Raw genomic sequence first — 19,890 nt, 5'->3', positions numbered from 1 at the left:
ATAATTATTTCCCAGATTTTGTCGATGCAATCAACATCTAATTGCGTCAGTATCCTCTGTAAGCATACTGTCAATCATATAACCAGCGACCTGCACTGGCTGACTCTGCAAGCATTCGCACAGTAAGCGGTTTTGACACTTGTTTGATGGTTTCGTTGGTAAACCACTTTCGATAGATCGCTTCTCTTTCCCACGGGTAATAGGCCTTGAAATCAATGACTGAAACATCAACGTTATATTTCTCTCTAAAATCATCAATGGCATACGGTAATTCATCCCATTCAGCGTAACCTTGCAACGGCGTATCGAGTTCAATCGGGATAGGCTTGAAAGTAAACGTTACTGCGAGAGATAACTCCCCCCGAAAAAATTCCAACACCTCGTTATTCATCACCATCGAAGATCCTTCGATATGCAATAATTTGCTTACTTATCGTACTCCTGCGTCTCCAGTTCGGGGAACGGTAACCGCCATGGCGTATGTGTTTTTTAGAAAACATAAAAGTGACGTCGATAGCGCATCTACCCGTCTTTGCTTGATCAGGTGATATTTTGCGAGCATCATCGCAATTATTTACCCGATAATGAAATCAATGACTTCCAGTAAAACCCTGCAACAGGCAATTGCCGACATCACCATCTGGCGTAAAGGCGAGCAGCGTGCTCCTCACAAGCCTCTGCTGCTGCTTCATGTGCTGGCAGGTTATCAGCAGGGACATGATCGCCTGTTTGACTACGGTTCGGAAGTTCGCGACCCGTTGCAAAGCCTGCTGGAGCGATTTGGGCCACAGCGCGCGCAATACCGCCCGGATATGCCTTTCTGGCGCTTACAGGGAGATGGGTTCTGGGAGCTACAAAACGCCGAGCACTGTTCAACATCCGGTAGCAGCAAGCAGCCCCCTGCCGGGGAACTGGTAACGCACAACGTTGCCGGAGGTTTTGATGAACAACATTTTGCCCTGCTGAAAAAGAGCAAAAACCTCATTAATTCCCTGGCCCAGCAAATCCTCGAGGCGCACTTCACCGAAAGCATTCAGGAAGAGATCGCGGATGAACTGGGATTTGATATCCTGCAAATCCGCAAACATCGGGACCCATTTTTCCGCCAGCAGGTTCTGCGTGCCTATAACTACGAATGCGCCATTTGTGGCTTCAATATGCGCCACGATAGCACTTCAGTTGCGTTAGAAGCTGCCCATATCAAATGGAAACAGCACGGCGGCCCGTGCGAGACTTCAAACGGCCTGGCGCTCTGCGCAATCCACCATAAAGCCTTTGATAAAGGTTCGATTGGGCTGGATGAGAGTATGCGAGTACGGGTGTCACCTGCAGTAAATGGCAGCGGCATGGTGGGCAGACTGTTCTGGGATTTCGACGGTAAATCGATAGCGCTGCCGATGATGCGCGAGAATTACCCAAAAGAAGGGTTTGTGGAGTGGCACAGGAAGGAGGTGTTTAGAGGGTGAGTGCGAAGGCCGGACTCGCCTTTTCTTTTAATATATTGAAAATTAATGGGTTATGAGATTTTATTTTGAGGGTTTGCCCCCAGAATGGGACATAAAATTGAATACTGCGTGGAAGATCACAAAGTTGGGTGATTATTTTCCAGTACCGAAACGCATTCCAGAGTAAGGCTTCTCACGGCATTGCGCCAGTCGAGATGCTAAATCTCCCACATGCAACTCCAGCTTGTGACCATCCGGGTCAAGAAAATAGAAAGATTGCCCTTCGCTTTTGTTGTCTTTCCAGACCGTCACTCCCGCCTTTTTCAGCTTATATGAGAACGGCTCAAAATCCTCTGACGCAATGCTGAATGCGTAGTGGGTGTAGTCACTTTCCTGCGGTGCCACGTAGTTACGGGATACGTCATAAGAAAGGCAGATCCAAAGGTCACCACAGGTAAGGTAAGCACCGGTCTCCCACTCAGCATGTAACTGCAACCCCAGCAAATCACGCCAGAAGGTCAGGCTAGTTTGCAAATTACTGACGGCAAGCGTTAAGTGGTTCAGAGATTGAAGCATAGGGATACCTATTGATGATTAATCATAAACCTGAATAATAATCCTATGTAATTTTACTGAAAAATATTTTTTGCTGAGCTTGCAATGCGTAAAATTTTAATCGAATGATTTAATTTCAGATATGGTTATAAAGTAACAATGCGAGATATTTCCACACCAAATGTCATATCATAATAATTTATCTCGGAAACTCAAAAGTAGGCATAGGTTTTTTTGCACTCATCTGTGTTGAATTTGCCCCACCTCTAAGCCATTCATCGATGTAATCAATAAAATCGACAAAATCAATACTTTTAAGTTTTATTGCACACTCCCATATAATCAGAACGCGGATATTTTTAGATGCAAGAACATCTTGATTTCTGATATCTCTCTCTTGATTTTTATTGATTTTATCTTGCCAGTATGATTCATTATTTTTAGGAACGTGAGAAATAGGGCAGCCGTTGCCATGTCCATGCCAAAAACAGCCATGGATAAAAATGACTGCATTGTATTTTGGGAAATACATATCTGGTCTTCCAGGCAAACCACTATTATGCAATCGATAACGAAACCCTCTTGCAAACAACGGCCTCCTGATTCTTAACTCAAGCTTGGTGTTTTTTGATTTAAATAACCTCATATTAGGCATATAAGCACCTTCGGTTTCCAAATCTATAATAGCAGCTTATACCATTAAGCAATATATTAACACCTAACTTTATAACAATAAACACTATCTAACCTGCTGTGGTATCAGGCCTTACTTGCTGATATATTAAAAAGTAAATTGATAATTAATAAGTTATCATGTAAAATAGTAGGATCGTACAGCGATATATTTAGTAAAAATTTAAGCTAACTTGATAGGTATAAAATGTCCACAATGAAACCCGCTATATTTTCATTCTTTTCAGGATCAGGTTTTCTTGACCTAGGCTTCGAAAATGCCGGGTACGAGGTGGTTTTCGTCAATGAATTCCATCCTCCCTTCATGGACGCGTATAAACACTCAAGAAAAAAACTTGGCAAACAACCACCGCGCTTTGGATATGCTCCAGAAAGCATTGAAACTATTGAGCATTCGGTGATTAAGCATAGTATGAAAACGCTTAAAGGTGAAAATCGGCTCGTGGGCTTCATTGGTGGGCCACCATGCCCTGACTTTTCTGTTGCCGGCAAAAACAAAGGCAAAGATGGTGAAAATGGCAAATTATCACAAAGTTACATTGACCTGATAATTGAAATGATGCCTGATTTCTTCCTTTTTGAAAACGTAAAAGGCTTATACCGGACTCTTAAACATAGAGAATTTTTCGAACAAATTAAGAATGAACTAGCTTCAGCAGGATATATCCTGCATGAAAGATTGATTAATTCAATTGAATACGGTGCGCCTCAAGATAGAGAAAGGATTATTTTAGTTGGTTTTCTTGATAAGTCTTTAGCCAAAAACTTCGAATGGAGCGGTCAAATATACCCCAATAAGAAAGCTTTTCAGTTCCCTTGGCCAACAACAAACACATACGAAGAAGACTCAAGTATGGAATGCCCGCAAGGTATTCCAGAAGAACTTACTATAGAATACTGGTTCGAGAAAAACGATGTTAGCAATCATCCAAACGCTAAACATGTATTTACGGCCCGAGCCGGTTTAGCAAGATTCCAGTCAGTAGAAGAAGGCGATGATAGTAAAAAATCATATAAAAGGCTTCATCGCTGGAGATACTCTCCGACAGCAGCGTATGGTAACAATGAAGTTCATCTTCATCCATACAAGCCTCGTCGCATTACGGTCGCTGAAGCGTTGGCAATCCAGTCCTTGCCAAAAGATTTTGAGCTACCAGGAGATATGACTTTATCGAATATGTTTAAAACAGTCGGCAACGGAGTTCCCTATATCGCCGCGCTCGGTATTGCCCAATCAATTTTGCAACATTTAGGATACAGTAATGAGGATAACAGCATCGAATCTGGTTCAGGCGATTTCGAGCTTACCCAAAAATACGCTGTTTAATTATGTAAACGATAGGAATAGCGGGAAGATTGAAATCGTACGTATCCAACATCCCGAAGGTCCTATCGAAATAAAGAGATTTGATCCCAAGAAGGGTCAAACTCAAGCAACAGCCAAAACAGAGAGTATTTCGACTCAAATGCTTTGGCGACTTGCAAATGCACTCGAAGAAAACAGACCTGTCAACGTTGAAAGGGTTTTCGGTGCCAGTTACAACACCCGCTCGGTATTGGAGAGCTTGCTCGCGCATACTCCAGAGTTCTATTGGTGTAGGCCAGCCAGACTGGAAATCATGAATGCACAAAAGTCTATAAAGCCAGGGCATAAGCATCTGATTTTTCTGCCCGATATGCCACATACTAATGGTTTGTTAGTTGAGCACCAGACTAATATTGTCGTCTCTGAAATGAGCTTCGATGTTGTCCACCAAAGCGTCGATATTGAGACCATTAAGCCGACTAAAGGCATGACTATTGAAGAAAAAAGACGTCATGCTCAGATACAAATTGCTTTAGTAAAAATAGGTTATTGTTTAGGTTTAGATACTTGGGTAGCAGCCAATGATCGTAGCTTGCAATATAATGGTAAAGCTATAGCCCAAATGGATGGAGTAATAAGTTCATTATCAGATGAACAAGTACTGCAATCATATAATGATGCAATTAAAGATGCCCGTCTAATAGACTGCATTTGGTTTAGGGATGGCCGCATGATGCCAGCTGTAATGGAGATTGAACACAGTACTGGTATAAAAAGTGGACTTACCCGCATGAAACAATTTTATGATCATGCACCGAGGTTACAAGATATCCGCTGGACTATCGTTGCTCCTGATGAATATAGAGCAAAGGTGATTGAATTTGCAAACATGCCACAATTTAAGGAATTAAAATCTCGGTTTTTTCCATATTCAGCAGTAGAAGAACTGTATTCGCTCTGTGAAAGAAGAAAGCCAAAGGGAGTTTCAGACGATTTCCTAGATTCATTTATGGAAGAATGCGTTTCATAAATATATTTCTGCCAGGGGATATAAAACATATCCCCTAAATATTTTCAAAGATGTTCCCCTATATGGGCAATTGATATTTTAGGTTTTTTTGAGTCTATTTTATTAAAAAAACCAAAGTATATCCTATTAAAATAATAGGTACCATTTCCATTAGCACCATCTACTCTTTCTAATTTGTAATGATATTCACAGTTCACGTTTTCATATACTACATCATCAATAACAAAGTCTCTTTTTAGTGCCTTTATCTTTCTTTTATTTTTCCCTTTACCTTCGGCTGTAACAGGAAATTCTAGTGAGGCATTCATATTATCTATATTATTTTGTGAATCATGTGGGATGATATTATAACAATTAGCAAAACATAAAAATCGTGATATTGCTCCTTGAAAATTTCTATACCCACCATCCATCTTTCTAATACTATCAAAAGTTTTATATTGACTATGGAGAGGATTATCGAGGAAAATTATATTGTTATATATATTCTGTATGTCTTTAGAATATTCTGAATGCTCTCGTTTATTTTCTGATAAAATCCTAGTGCAGAATTCAACAAGAGTATTCTCACATGATATTCTCGCTTCAACCCTTAATAGTGGAAACTCTGTACTTCCGGATATATATATTCCAAGCCAGCGACCATAGTACTCCGGAGCATCATCGTTTGCTAACACAATTGCGTTTTCTGAATCAACATCAGTCACATTTATATTGCTAATTCCATCATAAAATTTACTCATTGCCCAGCCACTGTCCAAAGAGGCAGAATACAACTTAGGAGCAATTGAATTATAAAAATCGGAGCATAGAGAAAATACTATAAAATCAGAGGTCATCTTTCCTTTTAATTTGTTGAAAATATCCACATTAAACAAAATATCATCAATGGAGTTCTCAAAATTAAAGCTATCTGGTGTAAGACAAACATTGGCTTTCATAGCATCATCCCAGACGATTATTTTTAGGCAAGGTTCCAGTCATTAATGTATACATATCTTGAGATTGTTGGTCAAAAAAGCCTTCAGGCCATTTAGACAACTTTCCTTCATTATCGATATCTATTTTCGTTACTTCTGTGCAATCATTCACTTTAGATATATAGTAGAGCGTAAACAAATCTGGAGAAAAGTATTTACTTGTTTTTGAAATAACTCTTATTCCATTGAGTAAATGATCACTATGCGTTTCAATTATCACTTGCACTCCAGCTTCAGCCGTCAAAGCAATTAAACGCCCTAGATAGCTTTGTCCTCGTGGATGCAAATGTGCCTCCGGATTTTCAATTATCACCAGATCACCTTTATTTGCCAAGATTAAAGCGGTGACAATACCCAAGGCATAAGTATATCCAAAGCCAATATTTATTGGCTTAGTTTGATGCCCATTTCGAGTAACAATTGAATTAAAAGCAATATTCGCAGAATCTTCCACTTTGGGTATTATTTTATAGTCTGGTGAAATCTCCTGCATCCAAGAAGTTATATTCATAAAAGCGTTATTATCTTTTACATTATGATGTTTTCGAGGATCCTGCTTATTTTTATTTCCTGAAATAAAAAGATGTCTTCTGTTTGCCAGCCCTTCTAGGACTTCAACTGTATATTCTCCTTGTTTTCCTAACCAATCTTGATGGTAATTATGGTTGGAGAGGGGCATATTATCTCGCGGTCCATAGCGATCCGCCTCAAGAAATTGGAATTTAAACCCCTTTTTATAAAGGCTTTTAACTCCTCTCAATTCCCCCCCTTTACTTATTATTGGCAATTCATTCTTATTAGGCAACTCATCCCTATAAAATCTACCTTCGGTGCCATATCCCCATAACACTTCATTTTTCTGAAACTTTAAACCAATAAGTAAGTCATCATCCTCTCTATTATCATAATTATGGATGTCATCTATAGAACCAATATGTACCAAATCTCCATTAATTTTCAGTGCTTCATTAGAATGAATATTTGTCTGTAAGAACATGCCTATTGCTTGAATTGCTGTACTTTTGCCAACTGAGTTATTACCACAAAAGACCGTCAAATTTGAAAAAACAAACGACTGTTCTTTATAAGATTTAAAGTTTTTTAGTTTCAATTCCTCAATAAATAACATTACTCATCTCCTGTATATTTTGAAAATGAAATGCCAGTGCTCTTTTCCAATATAGCGGAAAAGGCTGAAAATCTATATAAAACTGTAATTCTTTTCCCTGTTGATGTTGAAATTGAATCCCTAAAACCTCTATTTGAATCTCTGTATGCTTGAGACGTCCATTCAGCATATTCTGGGGAATTATTCTCAATGGCTGTATATAAAAGGTCTAAAAATTCAGACTGATTATTTTTAAGAGTTATTTTTTGTTCCGCAGATAGAATAGAAAAATAGTATATAACGATCTCAAATAATTGTTTACTTATTGGAGCATTCTTGTTGGCAGGTTCTTTAACAAAAGCAAAATCACCAAAAATTTCCTTGGCTAAAATCAACGCAGCATTATATTTATAGTATAGCTCAATATATTGCTTGCTTTTTGCATTAATAGTTGCTTGTCCAGAATCAATATTCTCTTCATTATCCAAAATAAGGTTGTATTTATTTAAAAGCCGCATTGTTTGAGACAGAAAAGAGTCGTATGAATTTTGAGAATAATTTTCATAACCTTGAACCATGAATGATAACGCAGATAAGCACAGCTCCATATCTTTTTGTCGATCAGGTTTAACTTTGTTCCTTGTTGCATTTTTAAATGAATCGAGCGATGCAAGATATCTCAAAAACTTAACACTCGATCCTTGATTAAGTGCCGATCGAATTTCCTGATCGCTAAGTTTAACTCCATAGGTATTAATTCTATGGAACAACTCCACTATCATATTTGAATTTTCATCGTTCACATCAATAAGATAAGCTGTTATCGCATATTCACGAATATCTCGTTGTTCAGTACGTGATAAATCTTTAAAATATTTCCCATTAAGATTTGGCAATACCTCTAGATCAGTTAACGGAAAATATCCGCTTATGAAGTCATAAATTGATGTTATTCTTTGAAGACCATCAACAACAATCCAGGTATCACCTTTTTGCCCAAAATAAAAGACAGGGATAGGAAGTCTCATTAAAATTGATTCGATCAATTTTGCTTTTTTATCTTGTTTCCAAATTCGATCTTTTCTTTGAAAATCCGGTTGGAGCTCAATATCACCAAATTGAACCCGGTCAAATATTAGTGATAAAGTTGGTGTAAATGGTATTACTTTTATAATTCCGTTTTTTTTAACAGAATCACTATCGAATTCCTTCTCATCAGCGTCATCTTCTATATCATCACCTGAATCGATACCAGTATTATCCGGATTGTCAAGTGCGTCTTCAAATGAATTATAGTGATTAATATTTAACTCAATGCCACTATTAAAATCATTTTTATCATCCAATGAAACGATAGCCTCAGATAAAGAATCATTAATTTCTTTTAATAGGCCAAGAGAACTCTCCACTTTTATAGCAGATAACTCTCCAGGATACTTCTTCAGCACAACATCGTACGCATCGTACATATCTTGCAAGATTCTGTTCTGCCTTGCATTTAACTCATCAAGATTTAGGTTTAAAAACTTATCAACCTGCTTTCTTAAAAGCCTGAAATCCTGTCCTTGAACTTCTGAAAGAGTCCCAGCATCATGAACATTTTTATTTCGAAGCAAAATGTGTTTTTTATTTTTATATTTAAAATATTGTATATATGGCAGGTTGGCGAAAATAGTTTCCGGATGGTTCCGGCTAGAACCACTACCAAAAAGGGATTGATCTACATTACAAAATCCTTTTCGGTTTAGATCATTAATAATTGCACCAATCTCCGTTGAGATGGTTCTTCCTGTTGTTTTTCTATCTTTTGGGCTAAAAACAAAATATTTCCCAGCATCTCTGTCAATTTTTGTGACATAGAGAACACCTGTACTGGAATTAATTGGCTGTAACTCAAGACCAATCAGCATAGTTTCAATATCAGTAAGCACATTGTCTAAGTTAATCATTAAGTGCCGTCTCATCTATTTAAAAAACTTCCACGCATAATAACACGACATCCAGCCAATACAAAATACTTAAAAATCATAATGTTAGATAGTTAACCTGCAAATAAAGTAACTTGTATACCAATTTAATCGTTTAACTCCCTAAACTTATAGTGGGTTCAGCATTTTTTGTTCAAGAAACATTAACTAGCATCTAATAATTTAAGGAACACCCTATGCCCCCACACAAAATCCGCCAGGAGTGGCTGACGCTGGACGAGGCCGCAGAAGTCATCCGGCAGCACAACATCACGTTGCTGCCTGCCGACCTGATCCGCCATGCCCTGCACGGCGATCTGTCGCTCTCGGTCTACTTCCCTTCACCCGTCCTTCTGAGACCACTCAATCCCCCTTGCCGCTTTGCCTGCCGATTCAGCAAGCCGCCCTTTCCGCCTTCGCAGTGCAACAAACCCGGCAACCGCAAAGTGATGGCGAACTCTCCGCCGTGCAGACGCGACCCGACTTTGCAACTGACCACCAGTCATCTGTGGAATTTGCCGTTAATCGGCCTTGAACGCCTGCTGCTCCACCAGCAACTGGCGAAAACGTTGAATCGTCCTTGCCCCAAAGATACCCACTGCTGCAACCAGATTGGCATCGTGGTCTGCGATGAGAACGACAGCTACTACCAACTCTGTTGCCGCAAATCGTTGCGGGAGCTTTTACTGGAACTGCTCGCCACGCAAAACAACCTCCAGGAAGAACTGCATCTGCTGATTGGCCAGCTGTATGGCAATGGCCGCGATAACCTGAAATCCCGGCTCAGTCTGTCCGTCTGCTACCTACAGGACACGCTGCCTCCAGACGCACTGTTCGTCATCCGCCGCATCCACCTGGAGGCTTTTCTGGATCACTATCAACCCGAATCAAAGGAACGGATCACCTCCGCGCTTTCCCGTTTGCTGTGGCTGGCCTGCAAACACAACCCGCAACTGGACGATGAAATGCTGGAGCATCCCTACAAACTGCTGAACATTTTCGAATGCTGGGCGCGTGAAGAAGGTATGCACCTGCCGCTGAGCCCCGAGACGCTGAAAACCGCCCTCCAGCGCGGCGCACCGCCGTAACGCGATCAACTAACCCTTTCAACTAACAACTCTCACTAACCCAGATAAGGATTTTTACTGCCTGGCAGGGACGCTGCTGCTTTGATAACCACGCCCAACGTGCTGATGTGAACGAACTTGGACACAGGAGGAATGGTTATGAACAGCGACAGATTTTTACGCTTACGCCAGGTGGAAGACAAAATCGGCTTCGGTAAATCGTGGATTTACCGGCAAATCCAGCTGCAACAGTTTCCGCCGTCCATTCGACTCAACAGCCGCCACGTCGCCTGGCTGGAAAGCGAGGTGGATGCCTGGATCCACCAGCGCATCCGGCTTACCCGCGATGTCTGAATGCCGGAGGAAGATTATGTGCGCTTCACATCTGCTCAATCGCTGGCTTCACGGTGCCAGCACTACCGGAGAACAGGAGATGGTCCAGGTCAGTCTGGAGCAAATCCAGCCGTTCTCCCTCAATCCCCGCGTCACCCGCAACCCCGGCTATGATGCGCTGAAAGCGTCAATTCTCGCCCGTGGGCTGGATAACCCGCCGGTGTTGACCCGTCGCCCCGGTGATGAAAAGTATATGCTCGCCAGCGGCGGGAATACGCGCCTCGCCATCCTCAATGAACTGTGGCAGGAGACGCAGGATGAGCGTTACCACCGCGTCTGCTGGCCGTTCAGACCGTGGCCGGAAACGCTGTCAACGCAGCAGGGCGAAGTCCAGTGCCTGATCGGCCATCTGGCGGAAAGCGACCTGCATAACGGATTGATGTTTATCGAACGGGCGGAAGGCATTCTGCATCTGCGCGATCTTTACCAAGAGGCAGGCATTGAATGCGTGACGCAACTGGCGCTGGCGGAGCAACTGACCCGCGACGGCTACCCCATCAGCCAGTCGCAAATCAGCCGGATGCTACAGACCGTCGACTGGCTGCTGCCCTGCATTCCGAATGCGCTGTACGGCGGGCTCACCCGAACGGTTATCGATCGCCTGCTGGCGCTATGCAGTGCAGCGGAACAGGTCTGGGTAAAGCTGATGCCGCTGGAACGCCAGCCGGAATTTGCCGACCTGTTCAGCACGGCCCTCGCCACCTTTGACGGCGATCCTGAAGCCGTGGTGCCGCCTCTGGTGCAGGATGAGTTGCTCGGCGAGATGAGTAGCCGCAGCGGCATAAGCTGGAACACGTTACTGGCAGAACTGACCGACGGCCAGAGCAAGCGGCAGGCGCTGCTGGGACCACCAGCCGAAAAAGTCCTCTGGCCGCCACCGCCGGAAACGGAAAAAACACCACTCGAACCCGGCGGGCCAGCGCCGTCGCCGCTGGTGAATACCGCCCGCTCGTTGTGTGCCTGCTGGGGACTGGACGCCGGTATCCAGCCGGACGACAGCGCTCCGGCCGGTTTCACCCTCGCGCCCTGCCACGATTTTCCCCATCCGGCGGCACAGCGCTGTTACCAGGTGCTGGCCGCCCTGAATGGCGATACCAGCACGCCGATGCCCGCCCTTGAGTTGTTGCTGTCGCCGGACTACGACAACGCTCAGATCCAGCAACTGATGCAGCTTATCAGCCTGTGCCGCCAGCGACGGCTGCGGGAGATTCGTCATGACGCCCTCAGTTAACCAGGCAGTACTCACCCACATCGTCCAGGCGCTGAAGGAGGGGCAGATCCGCTACTGCGAATCGCTCGGCTTCAGCCCGCAGGAGCTGTGCGAGCTGACGCGCCTCACCGCCGATGACATCCTGTTTCTCAGCAACAGCGCGGTGCAGTTCATCACCACCCACATTGACCACGAGATGCTGGGTCGGATGCTGGCGAGGATGGAGCAGGAGCGACTGTTCCAGCAGCGTCTGGAGCAAGCCCTGTCGCTCGGCGCGTCCATCGAGTTCATCAATCACTATTTTGGCCTTTCCACGCCGGAGGTCTGCGCCCGGCGGCGGCTGATTGGCCTGTTTGTCCGGCAAGGGCGCAACAATGCTCCAGATGAGCAGGTGGAAACGCTGGTATGGAATGAGTGGCAGAAGACGGGCGTGAACAAGCTCGACTCACCCGAAGCGCTGACCGCCATGATGGCGATGGCCCGCGAGCATGACCTGTCGCTGACGGTTATCTGGAACCTGCTGCGCCTGTGGACTCAGGAGAAGCTGCTGCATGAAAAGTGACGATCGGCTGCTGTTTCTCGGTAACCCGCAGCAGAGCGTGCCAAAGCGCCTGCTGCTGGCGCGCAACCTCTCACCGCGCGACAAGTTCGCGTGGCAACTGCTGCGCCTACACGCCCGCGACGATGGCAGCGGCGTCTTTCCCTCCTACAACGACCTGCAGGGCTGGCTCTCCGACCAGCCTGAGGGCGAGAAGGCCTCGCGCAGTACCGTCAGCAACGCGCTGATGATGCTGCGGATCACCCGCTGGCTGAGCCTGTGCCAGCGACTGCGCGACGAACAAAGCGGCAGGATCACCGGTAACCTCTACGCCCTGCATGATGCACCACTGACTCATGCCGATGCCTGCCGGATGGACAGCGAATATCTGGCGCTGCTCACCGCCTGCTCCCGCCATCGCAACCGACGCATCCGAAACATCGCTATCGGGCTGCTGCTCACCTTGCAACAACCTGTGGACAGTGGACGAACCTGCACTGAGTCTCCATTGAAGACCCCTCCGGGTCTTAATCGAAGACTCAGTAAAAAATGCCCGAGTCTTCAATTAAGACTCAGTGATGTGGCGAGGGCTGGCGGGCAGCCGGAGCCGCCTTGCGTACATACTGGTACAGATTTAAACAATAAACATCAAAAGCGTACGCAACTGCTGCACTGGCCTGTGGATAATCCCTTCAGCGCCAGCGAGCGCCGCGCCGCCGAACGCGCGATGCGCAATCTGGAGCCCTCCCTCTGCCAGCAGGTGCTGGACGACTGCCTGTGGCGGATCGCCGCCCACGATATCCACCGCCCCCTCGCCTATCTGCTGGCAACGCTGGAGAAAGCCAGACGGGGCGAGTTCAATCAGCTTCGGCGCAGGCGCAGATAGCCCTGATTTTATGCGCACCGCATAAAGCCGGTGTACCAGCTATCAATCAAACCTCATTCATCGGCGAAATTAACTTTCTGTGAACCAAATGGGTTTCCCGTCGCCTGACTCATTGCACGGACCGACACTGCGGGCATCTGAATCCATGGAGAATTTCCGATGCCTGGCACAAACCTTTTCAGCGATATCCGCATCACCCTGCACACCCGCGTCACCGCCCGGCTTTGGCAGGCGCATCCCACCGGAATGCTGCTCTGTCTGGCGTTACTCAGGCGTCTGCTGCGCGCCGAAGAGGCCGACGATCCGTGGGCCGCCCACTGGCTGAAGCAACTGCGCATCCGCCTGAACCTGATCGCGCACCTGCTGAAGCAAAAAAACCGTCGGCTGGACCAAGCTTTCGCCAGCCTGCCGGACGCTATCCACACCACGCAGGTCAGTAACCCGTCCCCGACCGAATTCATCCTGCCGCTGGCGCTGTTCTCACCGCCCGGTTCGCGCCTGCTGCAACAGTTGATTGATTACGATCTGCTGGTCCGCCGCACTCTGCTTGCCTGGCATCTCGGCCTTATCACCCAGGCGGAAAAGCGCGATTTCATTGCCACGATTCCACGCCTGATGCTTCAGGTGTTCAGCTTCGTAAACCGCTTTCGCACCACTGGCGTGACCCGCGCTGACGTGCGGGCGAACAGTCCGCTGGCGCAGACGATGGCGCATAAGCTCGGGAATTTGCCCAAAAAGATGCTTGCGGAGATACAGCGCGATGTTCAATGACGATGATGATGAACGCTCCGCCCGCAAAAGCTCGCTAAAGGGCCTTTTAAAGGCCTTTAAGGGTAAGGGAGAGCTGCTAGCGCTGGTGCGGGAATTACAGACGCTGCGCATGCAGTTGCAACTACGCCAGCCGATGCTGAAACAGGCGGTGTATGAACTGCCGGGGCGTAACGTACCGCTGATCCTGTGCAGTAATCCGGCACGCTCTGGCGTCAGCTATCTGCGCTGGCGTAACCTGGACAACAACCGTTCGGGAGGCGTGGCGTTGCAGGAGGCCATTCAACAGCCGGACGCGAGCGATGAACTGCGCGACGCGCTGATGGCGCTCGAATGGCAGCGACAGGTGCTGAATACGCAGCTTTCAGTGGTGATGTTTATGCTGCGGCGGATACGCCCATTAACCACGCTGGTTTAAAATTTTGCGCAAAGTTAAACCCTGAGTGTCACGTTAGCGATTGTTTTAAACTCAGTTCATGCACCTAAAAACAGGCACTATCCGCTTAATGCACGTTTTAAGGTGCAATTTTTACCTTCTTCCTCCAGTTTCCCCTGTCGCCTTATCCCTCCGGAACACCATGCTGAACTCCCTTTCACCGGAGACAGCCCATGCAACTTTACCTGTGCGAAAAACCCTCTCAGGCGCGCGATATCGCCCGCGTTCTTGACGCCCGTAACCGCAGCGATGGTTACCTGCATAACGCCACCGTAACCGTCACCTGGTGCTTTGGCCATCTGCTCAGCATGGCCGCGCCGGAGGATTACGATCCGGCGCTGAAACACTGGCGGACGGAACAACTGCCGTTTATTCCCCCGGCATGGCGGCTGGTGATCCGCCCGGAGGTGCGCAAGCAGTTCCGTATCATCAAGAAGCTGCTGAAACAGGCGGATGCGGTTGTAATTGCCACCGACGCCGACCGCGAAGGCGAAACCATTGCCCGTGAAATTCTGGAGCAGTGCCGCTGGCGCGGCCCGGTCCAGCGACTGTGGCTGTCGGCGCTGGATGAGGCCAGTATCCACAAGGCACTCGCCGCGCTTCGCCCCGGCGACAGCACGTTTCCGCTGTACCAGGCTGGACTGGCGCGCGCCCGCGCTGACTGGCTGGTCGGCATCAACATGACCCGCGCCTGCACGCTAATGAACCGGCGGCACAAAGGCGTGCTCTCTGTGGGCCGGGTACAGACGCCGACCCTGCGTCTGGTCGTGGAGCGCGACCGGGAGATCTCCCGCTTCACGCCCCGCCCCTGGTGGCGGGTAGATGCCCGATTGCATACAGGCGGCAATTCCTTTCTGGCACAGTGGCAGCCCGATGGAGCTTACTGCGATGACGAAGGGCGCTGTATCCGCGAATCCGCCGCCCGCGAGGCCACCGCGCACCTGCAACAGGCCGGAACCGCGCTGGTACTGGATGTGACCACCCGGCGGGAGAAAACACCGCCACCGCTGGCCTTCACCCTCAGCGCCCTGCAGCAGATCTGCTCAAAACAGTGGGGCATGAGCGCACAGGAGGTACTGGATATCGCCCAGCGCCTGTATGAAACCCATAAAGCCACCACCTATCCGCGCACCGACTGTGGCTGGCTGCCGCTCTCGATGCACGCTGAAGCGCCGCAGGTGCTGGCCGCACTGGTCTCCAGCGACGCCTCACTCCAGCCCCTCGCCACGCAGCTTAATCTGCAACAACGCTCACGACTGTGGGACGACAGCAAAATCACTGCCCACCATGGCATCATCCCGACCCGTAAAACGGTAGATCTGACGCAGATGAATGAATGCGAGCGCAAGGTCTACGGCCTGGTACGCAGCCATTTTCTGGCGCAGTTTCTGCCGGACCATGAGGTGGATAAAACGGAGCTGCGTCTGAACTGCGCCGGGGAAACGCTGACTGCCCGTGGCTCAGTAGTGATTGTCAGCGGCTGGCGACAACTGTTTTTGCGCGAGATGGCAACCCAATCACCGGAAGAAACGCAGGCACTTCCCGCCCTGCAACAGGGGCAAACCTGCGAGGTGGAACAGGTGGACGTTCGCGCCCGCCAGACCCAACCGCCGGAGCACTACACGGAAGGGACGCTGATTGCCGCGATGAAAAATGCCGCCCGCTTTGTCAGCGATGAGCGCCTGAAGCAACGGCTGAAGGAGAACGCGGGCATCGGCACCGAAGCCACCCGCGCCGGGATTATCCAGACGCTCCTGAAGCGCGGCTATCTGATTAAGCAGCGCCGTTTCCTGCTGGCAACGAATACGGCCAGCACGCTGATTGATGCCCTGCCGGAAGCACTGAAAGATCCGGGCACCACTGCGCTGTGGGAGCAAATGCTGAATGAAATCGCGATGGGGAAAATGGGACTGGAGGCGTTTCTGACGCAGCAGCAGCAGAACGTCACTGAGCTGATTAAGTCGTTACGGAATGAGTAAATAACCTGTTTCCTACATCACACTTTTACTTTTCCCTGATTGCTCGTTCAAATTGGCAGTCTGATGATCCTCTCTGAGGAATATTCCTCATTTTTCGGAGTGTTAAGATGGCCAAGAATACCGGAGACGGTTATCGCAAGGGCTCTGTTACAGACCGCACACAGGTTCAGAATCCGCAGAATGGCAACTACACCAAACGCGATACAACGACAGGTCGCTTTATCGACCAGAAGCAGGACGGCACTCCCTTTAAAGGTGTCGCCAAAGAAGTCGATGACCGCCGGAAATAATCTTTAGCTACCTTTCAGGGCCTTAGTGATTAAGGCCTTTTTGCATTCTGTACTACCAACTCTCACACCTTAAAAACAATTCCCACTTTCACTTCCCCCAGCCAAAGATTCAACTAAACGGGTCAACCCAAAACCCGCCATGCATTCCTGAAACGCGGAGGCGCACAGCGCGGAATGCCCGTACTGCCAGTAACTCAGACGCTTACCAGCCGATGAGCCAAACCCGAAGCGGGGCATCCCCGCGCATGGGGCGCTCCGAATCTTCAACACGGAGATATCGCCATGAACGATACCCACTACTTCAACCTGTATACCAGCGGTCTGGGCTACCTCAACCGGATCCGGGAAGTGACCCCGAAAAAAGGCGAGCCGTTCCTGTGCTGCGACATTGCCGCACTACGGGGCGAAGCCAGCAACGCGGAGCACACCTGGTTCGACTGCCGCGTCAGCGGCAAGGAAGCGCAGAAACTGGTGCGCCGCTGTATCGACGCCTGCGAGCAGAAACGCAAGGTCCTTATCCAGTTTCGCCTCGGCGATCTGTATGCCGACACCTTTGTCTACAGCAAAGGCGACCGTAAAGGCGAAACCGGCGTCAGCCTGAAGGCCCATCTGCTGCAAATCGGGCTCATCAAAATTGACGGTGAAGAGGTTTATCGGGCAGAACGCGAAGCTGAATCCCAGCCAGCGCCTGCCGCGCCGCCAGCAGAGCCTGTAGCGCAGTTCTGACGCACAGCATTCACCCTGCCGGGGAAATTCCCCGTCGGGGCGTTTCCCTAGTTTTTTACCGGAGAGACGCATGATGAATACCGTATTTGACTCACGTGAAGAAGCCCTTGACCAGGGCGCGCTGTTTAATCTGAATGACGCAGCGATAGCGGCCAGACTGCCGATGGAACTGGCCATTACCCCACCGGCCCACAGGACATGTCTTGAAGGCCGGGATGACAACGCCATGCAGAATTTACTGAAAGGCGTTGAAATGGCTGCGGTCGTGGCCTTTGTCTCGCAAACGCCGCCGCAGCGCATCATTCGTATTGATTACCGCTCGGTGCTGTCGCAGAAAACCAACGGCAGCACACAGCAGCAAACCGTCAGATTGACGTTACGCGTTCATTTTTCTGAGCGCGGCATCCCCATCGCCGCCACGCTTGGGCTGATGGGGGAAAAATTCCCTTACTGATCTGATTTTGCGCCCGGAGTAACGGGCGCTATTTTTTTACATGGCAAACAGTTGCCGGTGGTCCCTTGCCCCCCTCATCCGGCACGCTCCTGTAAAAGTACTGTGGAGGATGCGATGAAACGACTGCTGCCAGCTCTGCTTCTGTTCATTTTCAACGGCGTGGCCGCCTCGCCAGTCACGCCTTTCGTAGTGCGCTACGACCGCTATCTGCTGGTCAGCACGTCACCGCAACATCCGCCACTCGAACAGCTTACTGCCCTGTCCGTTCCGCCCGGTTTTCACCCGACGGTAGGGGAAGCGTTGCAGTACCTGCTGCGCGACAGTGGCTGGTCTTTGTGTCTTGCCGATGCGCGCCGGGCGCAGCTTTATGGGCTCCCATTACCGCTGAGCCAGTACCACACCGGTCCGCTACGCCTGAAGGCCGCCCTGCAACTGCTGGCGGGCCCGGCGTGGCGGATAATCGCTGATGAGAACCGCCGCGAAATCTGCTTTACCGGCAACAACTCCCTGCCCCCGACGGTGGCTTACCGTCATCCCGTGTCTCTCCGCCCTTTAGGGCCGTTAACGGCCCCGTTTTTTCTCGCCGGAACCGTACAGCGCGGTGATATCCGTCTGGCGGTTATCGTGCCGCCGGAGGCCGTTTACCTCCATCAAGTGGTTTGGATGCGCAGGGGAGAACAGTGGCACGGCTGGCGGCTGGAGCGACTTGATGAGTACCGGGCGGTATTCCGCCACGGCAAACGCCAGCTAACGCTGAAGATGCCGGAGTAAGCGATGAAACGCCTGATTATCCTGTTACTGTTCACCACCAGCGTGCTAGCGCAGCCGCTTCAGATGCAGACCAGCCAGAACGTGGACTCAGCTCTCAGGCAGTTGACCACGCAACAGCAGGCCACCGTCTGGGGCGTCACGCCGGAGGAGTGGCAGCGCTATCTCATGCTGAAACAACAGGTGCGCGGCGTCTGGTCGCCGGGGCTCGATCCGCTGACCACGCTGGGCGTTGAAGCCGACACTGACCACGAACGTCAACGCTTCGCCGAACTGCTGGTCAGGCAGGAATACCAGCGGCTGGAGAAGGAACTTGCCTTCCAGCGTGCCTATGATGCCGCCTGGCAGCGCCTCTATCCGGGCCTGACGCCGCTGAAAACCACCTCCGCCAGCACTTCCCGCGTTTCGCTGTTCGTTAAAGATGACTGCCCGCCCTGCGACAGCCTGCTGCGTACCCTGCTGGCACAACAGCGTCCGCTGGATATCTGGCTAGTCAGCAGTGAGGGTGATGACAACCGGGTGCGCCGCTGGGCGATGGCGCATGGCATTGATGCAAAACTGGTAAGTGAACACAGCATCACGCTTAACCACGACGCGGGCCGCTGGCTTCTGTTGGGGCAGAGCAAAATCCCGGTGGCGCTGGAACGTAAGGGGGAGCAATGGCGCGAGGTCCTGCCCTAATCCTGCTGCTGCCTTGTCTGGCGCTGGCGCAGCCGCTGCCGGAAGCGTACCTGCGCGCCGCGGAGCATTTCCGCGTACCACCGGAGCTGCTGTGGGCGGTGACGCAAACCGAAAGCGGGGCGAACCTGAGCGGCAAACATCGCCCGTGGCCGTGGACGCTCAATATCAAAGGTACTGGCTACCGCTACGCCAACCGGGAGCAGGCCTGTCAGGCGCTGCTGGCCGCTATCCGTCGCACCAGCCCGAAGCGCATTGACGTGGGGCTCGGGCAAATCAATATCGGCTGGCACCGGGCGTATTTTGACTCGCCCTGTGACGCCCTGCATCCCCTGCAGAACTTGTTGCTCACCGCCCGCCTGCTGCGTCAGCGCTACGATGAACGTCCCGGAAGCTGGCTCAATGCCGCCGCCCGCTATCATCGTCCCGCTCCGCCACTTCCAACAGGAATCCCCGCCATGAGTTGCTACGCGCTGGAAGCGCTGCTGCGCCCGCCCGTGGAGTTTTACAGCACCGTCACCGCTGGCTGTGGCGCATTAATCTGCCTGACGCAGGCCCCGCTGCTGATGCTGACGCCGTGGCAGGCCCAACCGATGGCCTGCGCCCTGATGCT

The 19,890-nt window shown here is 49.5% G+C and carries 22 protein-coding genes and 1 pseudogene; 17 read left to right on the top strand and 6 right to left on the bottom strand.

Annotated elements, in window-relative coordinates:
- Window positions 1–70 precede the first annotated feature (70 nt).
- Complete coding sequence (locus FDX24_RS21915; RefSeq protein ID WP_137364922.1) at window positions 71–397, bottom strand: DUF1493 family protein; 327 nt, start codon at window positions 395–397, stop codon at window positions 71–73.
- Between the two features lie 196 nt (window positions 398–593).
- On the opposite strand from FDX24_RS21915, the gene FDX24_RS21910 reads away from it, so the two are divergent.
- Window positions 594–1,466 carry a phosphorothioated DNA-binding restriction endonuclease gene (locus FDX24_RS21910; protein WP_137364921.1) on the top strand — a complete coding sequence of 291 codons (873 nt, stop codon included), beginning with the start codon at window positions 594–596 and terminating at the stop codon, window positions 1,464–1,466.
- Between the two features lie 132 nt (window positions 1,467–1,598).
- Here the strand turns inward: FDX24_RS21910 and FDX24_RS21905 are convergent, their stop codons facing one another.
- Both FDX24_RS21905 and FDX24_RS21900 read right to left on the bottom strand, forming a co-directional pair.
- The gene (locus FDX24_RS21905) at window positions 1,599–2,021 is read right to left on the bottom strand and encodes a FosA7 family fosfomycin resistance glutathione transferase (RefSeq protein ID WP_137364920.1); all 423 of its coding nucleotides are present in this window, start codon (window positions 2,019–2,021) and stop codon (window positions 1,599–1,601) included.
- A 178-nt stretch (window positions 2,022–2,199) separates the two neighbouring features.
- Window positions 2,200–2,655 carry a very short patch repair endonuclease gene (locus tag FDX24_RS21900; protein WP_137364919.1) on the bottom strand — a complete coding sequence of 152 codons (456 nt, stop codon included), beginning with the start codon at window positions 2,653–2,655 and terminating at the stop codon, window positions 2,200–2,202.
- A gap of 225 nt (window positions 2,656–2,880) precedes the next feature.
- On the opposite strand from FDX24_RS21900, the gene FDX24_RS21895 reads away from it, so the two are divergent.
- On the top strand, window positions 2,881–4,020 hold the full coding sequence (locus tag FDX24_RS21895) for a DNA cytosine methyltransferase (RefSeq protein ID WP_137364918.1): 1,140 nt from the start codon (window positions 2,881–2,883) through the stop codon (window positions 4,018–4,020).
- Window positions 3,956–5,029 (top strand): restriction endonuclease, encoded by a 1,074-nt coding sequence (locus tag FDX24_RS21890; protein WP_137364917.1) that lies wholly within the window; start codon window positions 3,956–3,958, stop codon window positions 5,027–5,029. Before FDX24_RS21895 ends, FDX24_RS21890 begins: the two co-directional genes overlap by 65 nt.
- Before the next feature lie 44 nt (window positions 5,030–5,073).
- Here FDX24_RS21890 and FDX24_RS21885 read toward each other — a convergent pair whose 3' ends face one another.
- The 3 genes from FDX24_RS21885 to FDX24_RS21875 are packed head-to-tail and all read right to left on the bottom strand — an operon-like array spanning window position 5,074 to window position 9,066.
- The gene (locus FDX24_RS21885) at window positions 5,074–5,970 is read right to left on the bottom strand and encodes a hypothetical protein (RefSeq protein WP_137364916.1); all 897 of its coding nucleotides are present in this window, start codon (window positions 5,968–5,970) and stop codon (window positions 5,074–5,076) included.
- Window positions 5,971–5,974: 4 nt separating this feature from the next.
- A complete protein-coding gene (locus FDX24_RS21880; protein ID WP_137364915.1) occupies window positions 5,975–7,138 on the bottom strand; it encodes a DUF3696 domain-containing protein in 1,164 nt (387 codons plus the stop codon).
- A complete protein-coding gene (locus FDX24_RS21875) occupies window positions 7,138–9,066 on the bottom strand; it encodes a DUF262 domain-containing protein (RefSeq protein WP_137364914.1) in 1,929 nt (642 codons plus the stop codon). Before FDX24_RS21875 ends, FDX24_RS21880 begins: the two co-directional genes overlap by 1 nt.
- Window positions 9,067–9,281: 215 nt before the next feature.
- Between FDX24_RS21875 and FDX24_RS21870 the strand changes: the two genes are divergently transcribed.
- The 14 genes and pseudogenes from FDX24_RS21870 to FDX24_RS21800 form a co-directional block, all read left to right on the top strand.
- On the top strand, window positions 9,282–10,172 hold the full coding sequence (locus tag FDX24_RS21870) for a hypothetical protein (protein ID WP_137364913.1): 891 nt from the start codon (window positions 9,282–9,284) through the stop codon (window positions 10,170–10,172).
- Window positions 10,173–10,310: 138 nt separating this feature from the next.
- A complete protein-coding gene (locus tag FDX24_RS21865) occupies window positions 10,311–10,505 on the top strand; it encodes an AlpA family transcriptional regulator (RefSeq protein WP_001561320.1) in 195 nt (64 codons plus the stop codon).
- Window positions 10,506–10,521: 16 nt separating this feature from the next.
- Entirely contained in the window at window positions 10,522–11,775 is a 1,254-nt protein-coding gene (locus FDX24_RS21860) for a ParB family protein (RefSeq protein ID WP_137364912.1), read from the top strand.
- Entirely contained in the window at window positions 11,759–12,316 is a 558-nt protein-coding gene (locus FDX24_RS21855; RefSeq protein WP_137364911.1) for a DUF2857 domain-containing protein, read from the top strand. Before FDX24_RS21860 ends, FDX24_RS21855 begins: the two co-directional genes overlap by 17 nt.
- Entirely contained in the window at window positions 12,306–13,178 is an 873-nt protein-coding gene (locus FDX24_RS21850) for an STY4528 family pathogenicity island replication protein (RefSeq protein ID WP_137364910.1), read from the top strand. The genes FDX24_RS21855 and FDX24_RS21850 overlap by 11 nt, the downstream gene beginning before the upstream one ends.
- Before the next feature lie 159 nt (window positions 13,179–13,337).
- The gene (locus tag FDX24_RS21845; protein ID WP_137364909.1) at window positions 13,338–13,949 is read left to right on the top strand and encodes a PFL_4669 family integrating conjugative element protein; all 612 of its coding nucleotides are present in this window, start codon (window positions 13,338–13,340) and stop codon (window positions 13,947–13,949) included.
- Window positions 13,939–14,364 (top strand): DUF3158 family protein, encoded by a 426-nt coding sequence (locus tag FDX24_RS21840; RefSeq protein ID WP_137364908.1) that lies wholly within the window; start codon window positions 13,939–13,941, stop codon window positions 14,362–14,364. The genes FDX24_RS21845 and FDX24_RS21840 overlap by 11 nt, the downstream gene beginning before the upstream one ends.
- 191 nt (window positions 14,365–14,555) lie before the next feature.
- Entirely contained in the window at window positions 14,556–16,361 is a 1,806-nt protein-coding gene (locus FDX24_RS21835; protein ID WP_137364907.1) for a DNA topoisomerase III, read from the top strand.
- 107 nt (window positions 16,362–16,468) lie between these two features.
- Window positions 16,469–16,651, top strand: coding sequence for a hypothetical protein (locus FDX24_RS21830; protein ID WP_001561310.1), 183 nt, complete (start codon window positions 16,469–16,471; stop codon window positions 16,649–16,651).
- Between the two features lie 282 nt (window positions 16,652–16,933).
- The gene (locus FDX24_RS21820; RefSeq protein WP_049079530.1) at window positions 16,934–17,377 is read left to right on the top strand and encodes an STY4534 family ICE replication protein; all 444 of its coding nucleotides are present in this window, start codon (window positions 16,934–16,936) and stop codon (window positions 17,375–17,377) included.
- A 70-nt stretch (window positions 17,378–17,447) separates the two neighbouring features.
- A complete protein-coding gene (locus tag FDX24_RS21815; RefSeq protein WP_071684804.1) occupies window positions 17,448–17,831 on the top strand; it encodes a hypothetical protein in 384 nt (127 codons plus the stop codon).
- Window positions 17,832–17,945: 114 nt separating this feature from the next.
- Window positions 17,946–18,602, top strand: a complete 657-nt coding sequence (locus FDX24_RS21810) for a pilus assembly protein PilL (protein WP_137364905.1) — start codon at window positions 17,946–17,948, stop codon at window positions 18,600–18,602.
- Window positions 18,603–18,605: 3 nt separating this feature from the next.
- Entirely contained in the window at window positions 18,606–19,280 is a 675-nt protein-coding gene (locus FDX24_RS21805) for a TIGR03759 family integrating conjugative element protein (protein ID WP_137364904.1), read from the top strand.
- A pseudogene (locus FDX24_RS21800) lies at window positions 19,259–19,720 on the top strand (transglycosylase SLT domain-containing protein); the annotation flags it as partial. The gene FDX24_RS21805 and the pseudogene FDX24_RS21800, both read left to right, overlap by 22 nt.
- Between the last annotated feature and the right edge of the window lie 170 nt (window positions 19,721–19,890).

The organism is Citrobacter sp. wls716, assembly GCF_005280975.1.
Taxonomy (GTDB): domain Bacteria; phylum Pseudomonadota; class Gammaproteobacteria; order Enterobacterales; family Enterobacteriaceae; genus Citrobacter; species Citrobacter youngae.
This window is presented reverse-complemented; position numbering and strand designations above follow the sequence as displayed.

Excerpts from the sequence above, each read along its gene's own strand:
- FDX24_RS21915 (WP_137364922.1), bottom strand. The coding sequence starts at position 397 with ATGGTGATGAATAACGAGGTGTTGGAATTTTTTCGGGGGGAGTTATCT.
- FDX24_RS21910 (WP_137364921.1), top strand. The coding sequence starts at position 594 with ATGACTTCCAGTAAAACCCTGCAACAGGCAATTGCCGACATCACCATC.
- FDX24_RS21905 (WP_137364920.1), bottom strand. The coding sequence starts at position 2,021 with ATGCTTCAATCTCTGAACCACTTAACGCTTGCCGTCAGTAATTTGCAA.
- FDX24_RS21900 (WP_137364919.1), bottom strand. The coding sequence starts at position 2,655 with ATGCCTAATATGAGGTTATTTAAATCAAAAAACACCAAGCTTGAGTTA.
- FDX24_RS21895 (WP_137364918.1), top strand. The coding sequence starts at position 2,881 with ATGTCCACAATGAAACCCGCTATATTTTCATTCTTTTCAGGATCAGGT.
- FDX24_RS21890 (WP_137364917.1), top strand. The coding sequence starts at position 3,956 with ATGAGGATAACAGCATCGAATCTGGTTCAGGCGATTTCGAGCTTACCC.
- FDX24_RS21885 (WP_137364916.1), bottom strand. The coding sequence starts at position 5,970 with ATGAAAGCCAATGTTTGTCTTACACCAGATAGCTTTAATTTTGAGAAC.
- FDX24_RS21880 (WP_137364915.1), bottom strand. The coding sequence starts at position 7,138 with ATGTTATTTATTGAGGAATTGAAACTAAAAAACTTTAAATCTTATAAA.
- FDX24_RS21875 (WP_137364914.1), bottom strand. The coding sequence starts at position 9,066 with ATGATTAACTTAGACAATGTGCTTACTGATATTGAAACTATGCTGATT.
- FDX24_RS21870 (WP_137364913.1), top strand. The coding sequence starts at position 9,282 with ATGCCCCCACACAAAATCCGCCAGGAGTGGCTGACGCTGGACGAGGCC.
- FDX24_RS21865 (WP_001561320.1), top strand. The coding sequence starts at position 10,311 with ATGAACAGCGACAGATTTTTACGCTTACGCCAGGTGGAAGACAAAATC.
- FDX24_RS21860 (WP_137364912.1), top strand. The coding sequence starts at position 10,522 with ATGTGCGCTTCACATCTGCTCAATCGCTGGCTTCACGGTGCCAGCACT.
- FDX24_RS21855 (WP_137364911.1), top strand. The coding sequence starts at position 11,759 with ATGACGCCCTCAGTTAACCAGGCAGTACTCACCCACATCGTCCAGGCG.
- FDX24_RS21850 (WP_137364910.1), top strand. The coding sequence starts at position 12,306 with ATGAAAAGTGACGATCGGCTGCTGTTTCTCGGTAACCCGCAGCAGAGC.
- FDX24_RS21845 (WP_137364909.1), top strand. The coding sequence starts at position 13,338 with ATGCCTGGCACAAACCTTTTCAGCGATATCCGCATCACCCTGCACACC.
- FDX24_RS21840 (WP_137364908.1), top strand. The coding sequence starts at position 13,939 with ATGTTCAATGACGATGATGATGAACGCTCCGCCCGCAAAAGCTCGCTA.
- FDX24_RS21835 (WP_137364907.1), top strand. The coding sequence starts at position 14,556 with ATGCAACTTTACCTGTGCGAAAAACCCTCTCAGGCGCGCGATATCGCC.
- FDX24_RS21830 (WP_001561310.1), top strand. The coding sequence starts at position 16,469 with ATGGCCAAGAATACCGGAGACGGTTATCGCAAGGGCTCTGTTACAGAC.
- FDX24_RS21820 (WP_049079530.1), top strand. The coding sequence starts at position 16,934 with ATGAACGATACCCACTACTTCAACCTGTATACCAGCGGTCTGGGCTAC.
- FDX24_RS21815 (WP_071684804.1), top strand. The coding sequence starts at position 17,448 with ATGATGAATACCGTATTTGACTCACGTGAAGAAGCCCTTGACCAGGGC.
- FDX24_RS21810 (WP_137364905.1), top strand. The coding sequence starts at position 17,946 with ATGAAACGACTGCTGCCAGCTCTGCTTCTGTTCATTTTCAACGGCGTG.
- FDX24_RS21805 (WP_137364904.1), top strand. The coding sequence starts at position 18,606 with ATGAAACGCCTGATTATCCTGTTACTGTTCACCACCAGCGTGCTAGCG.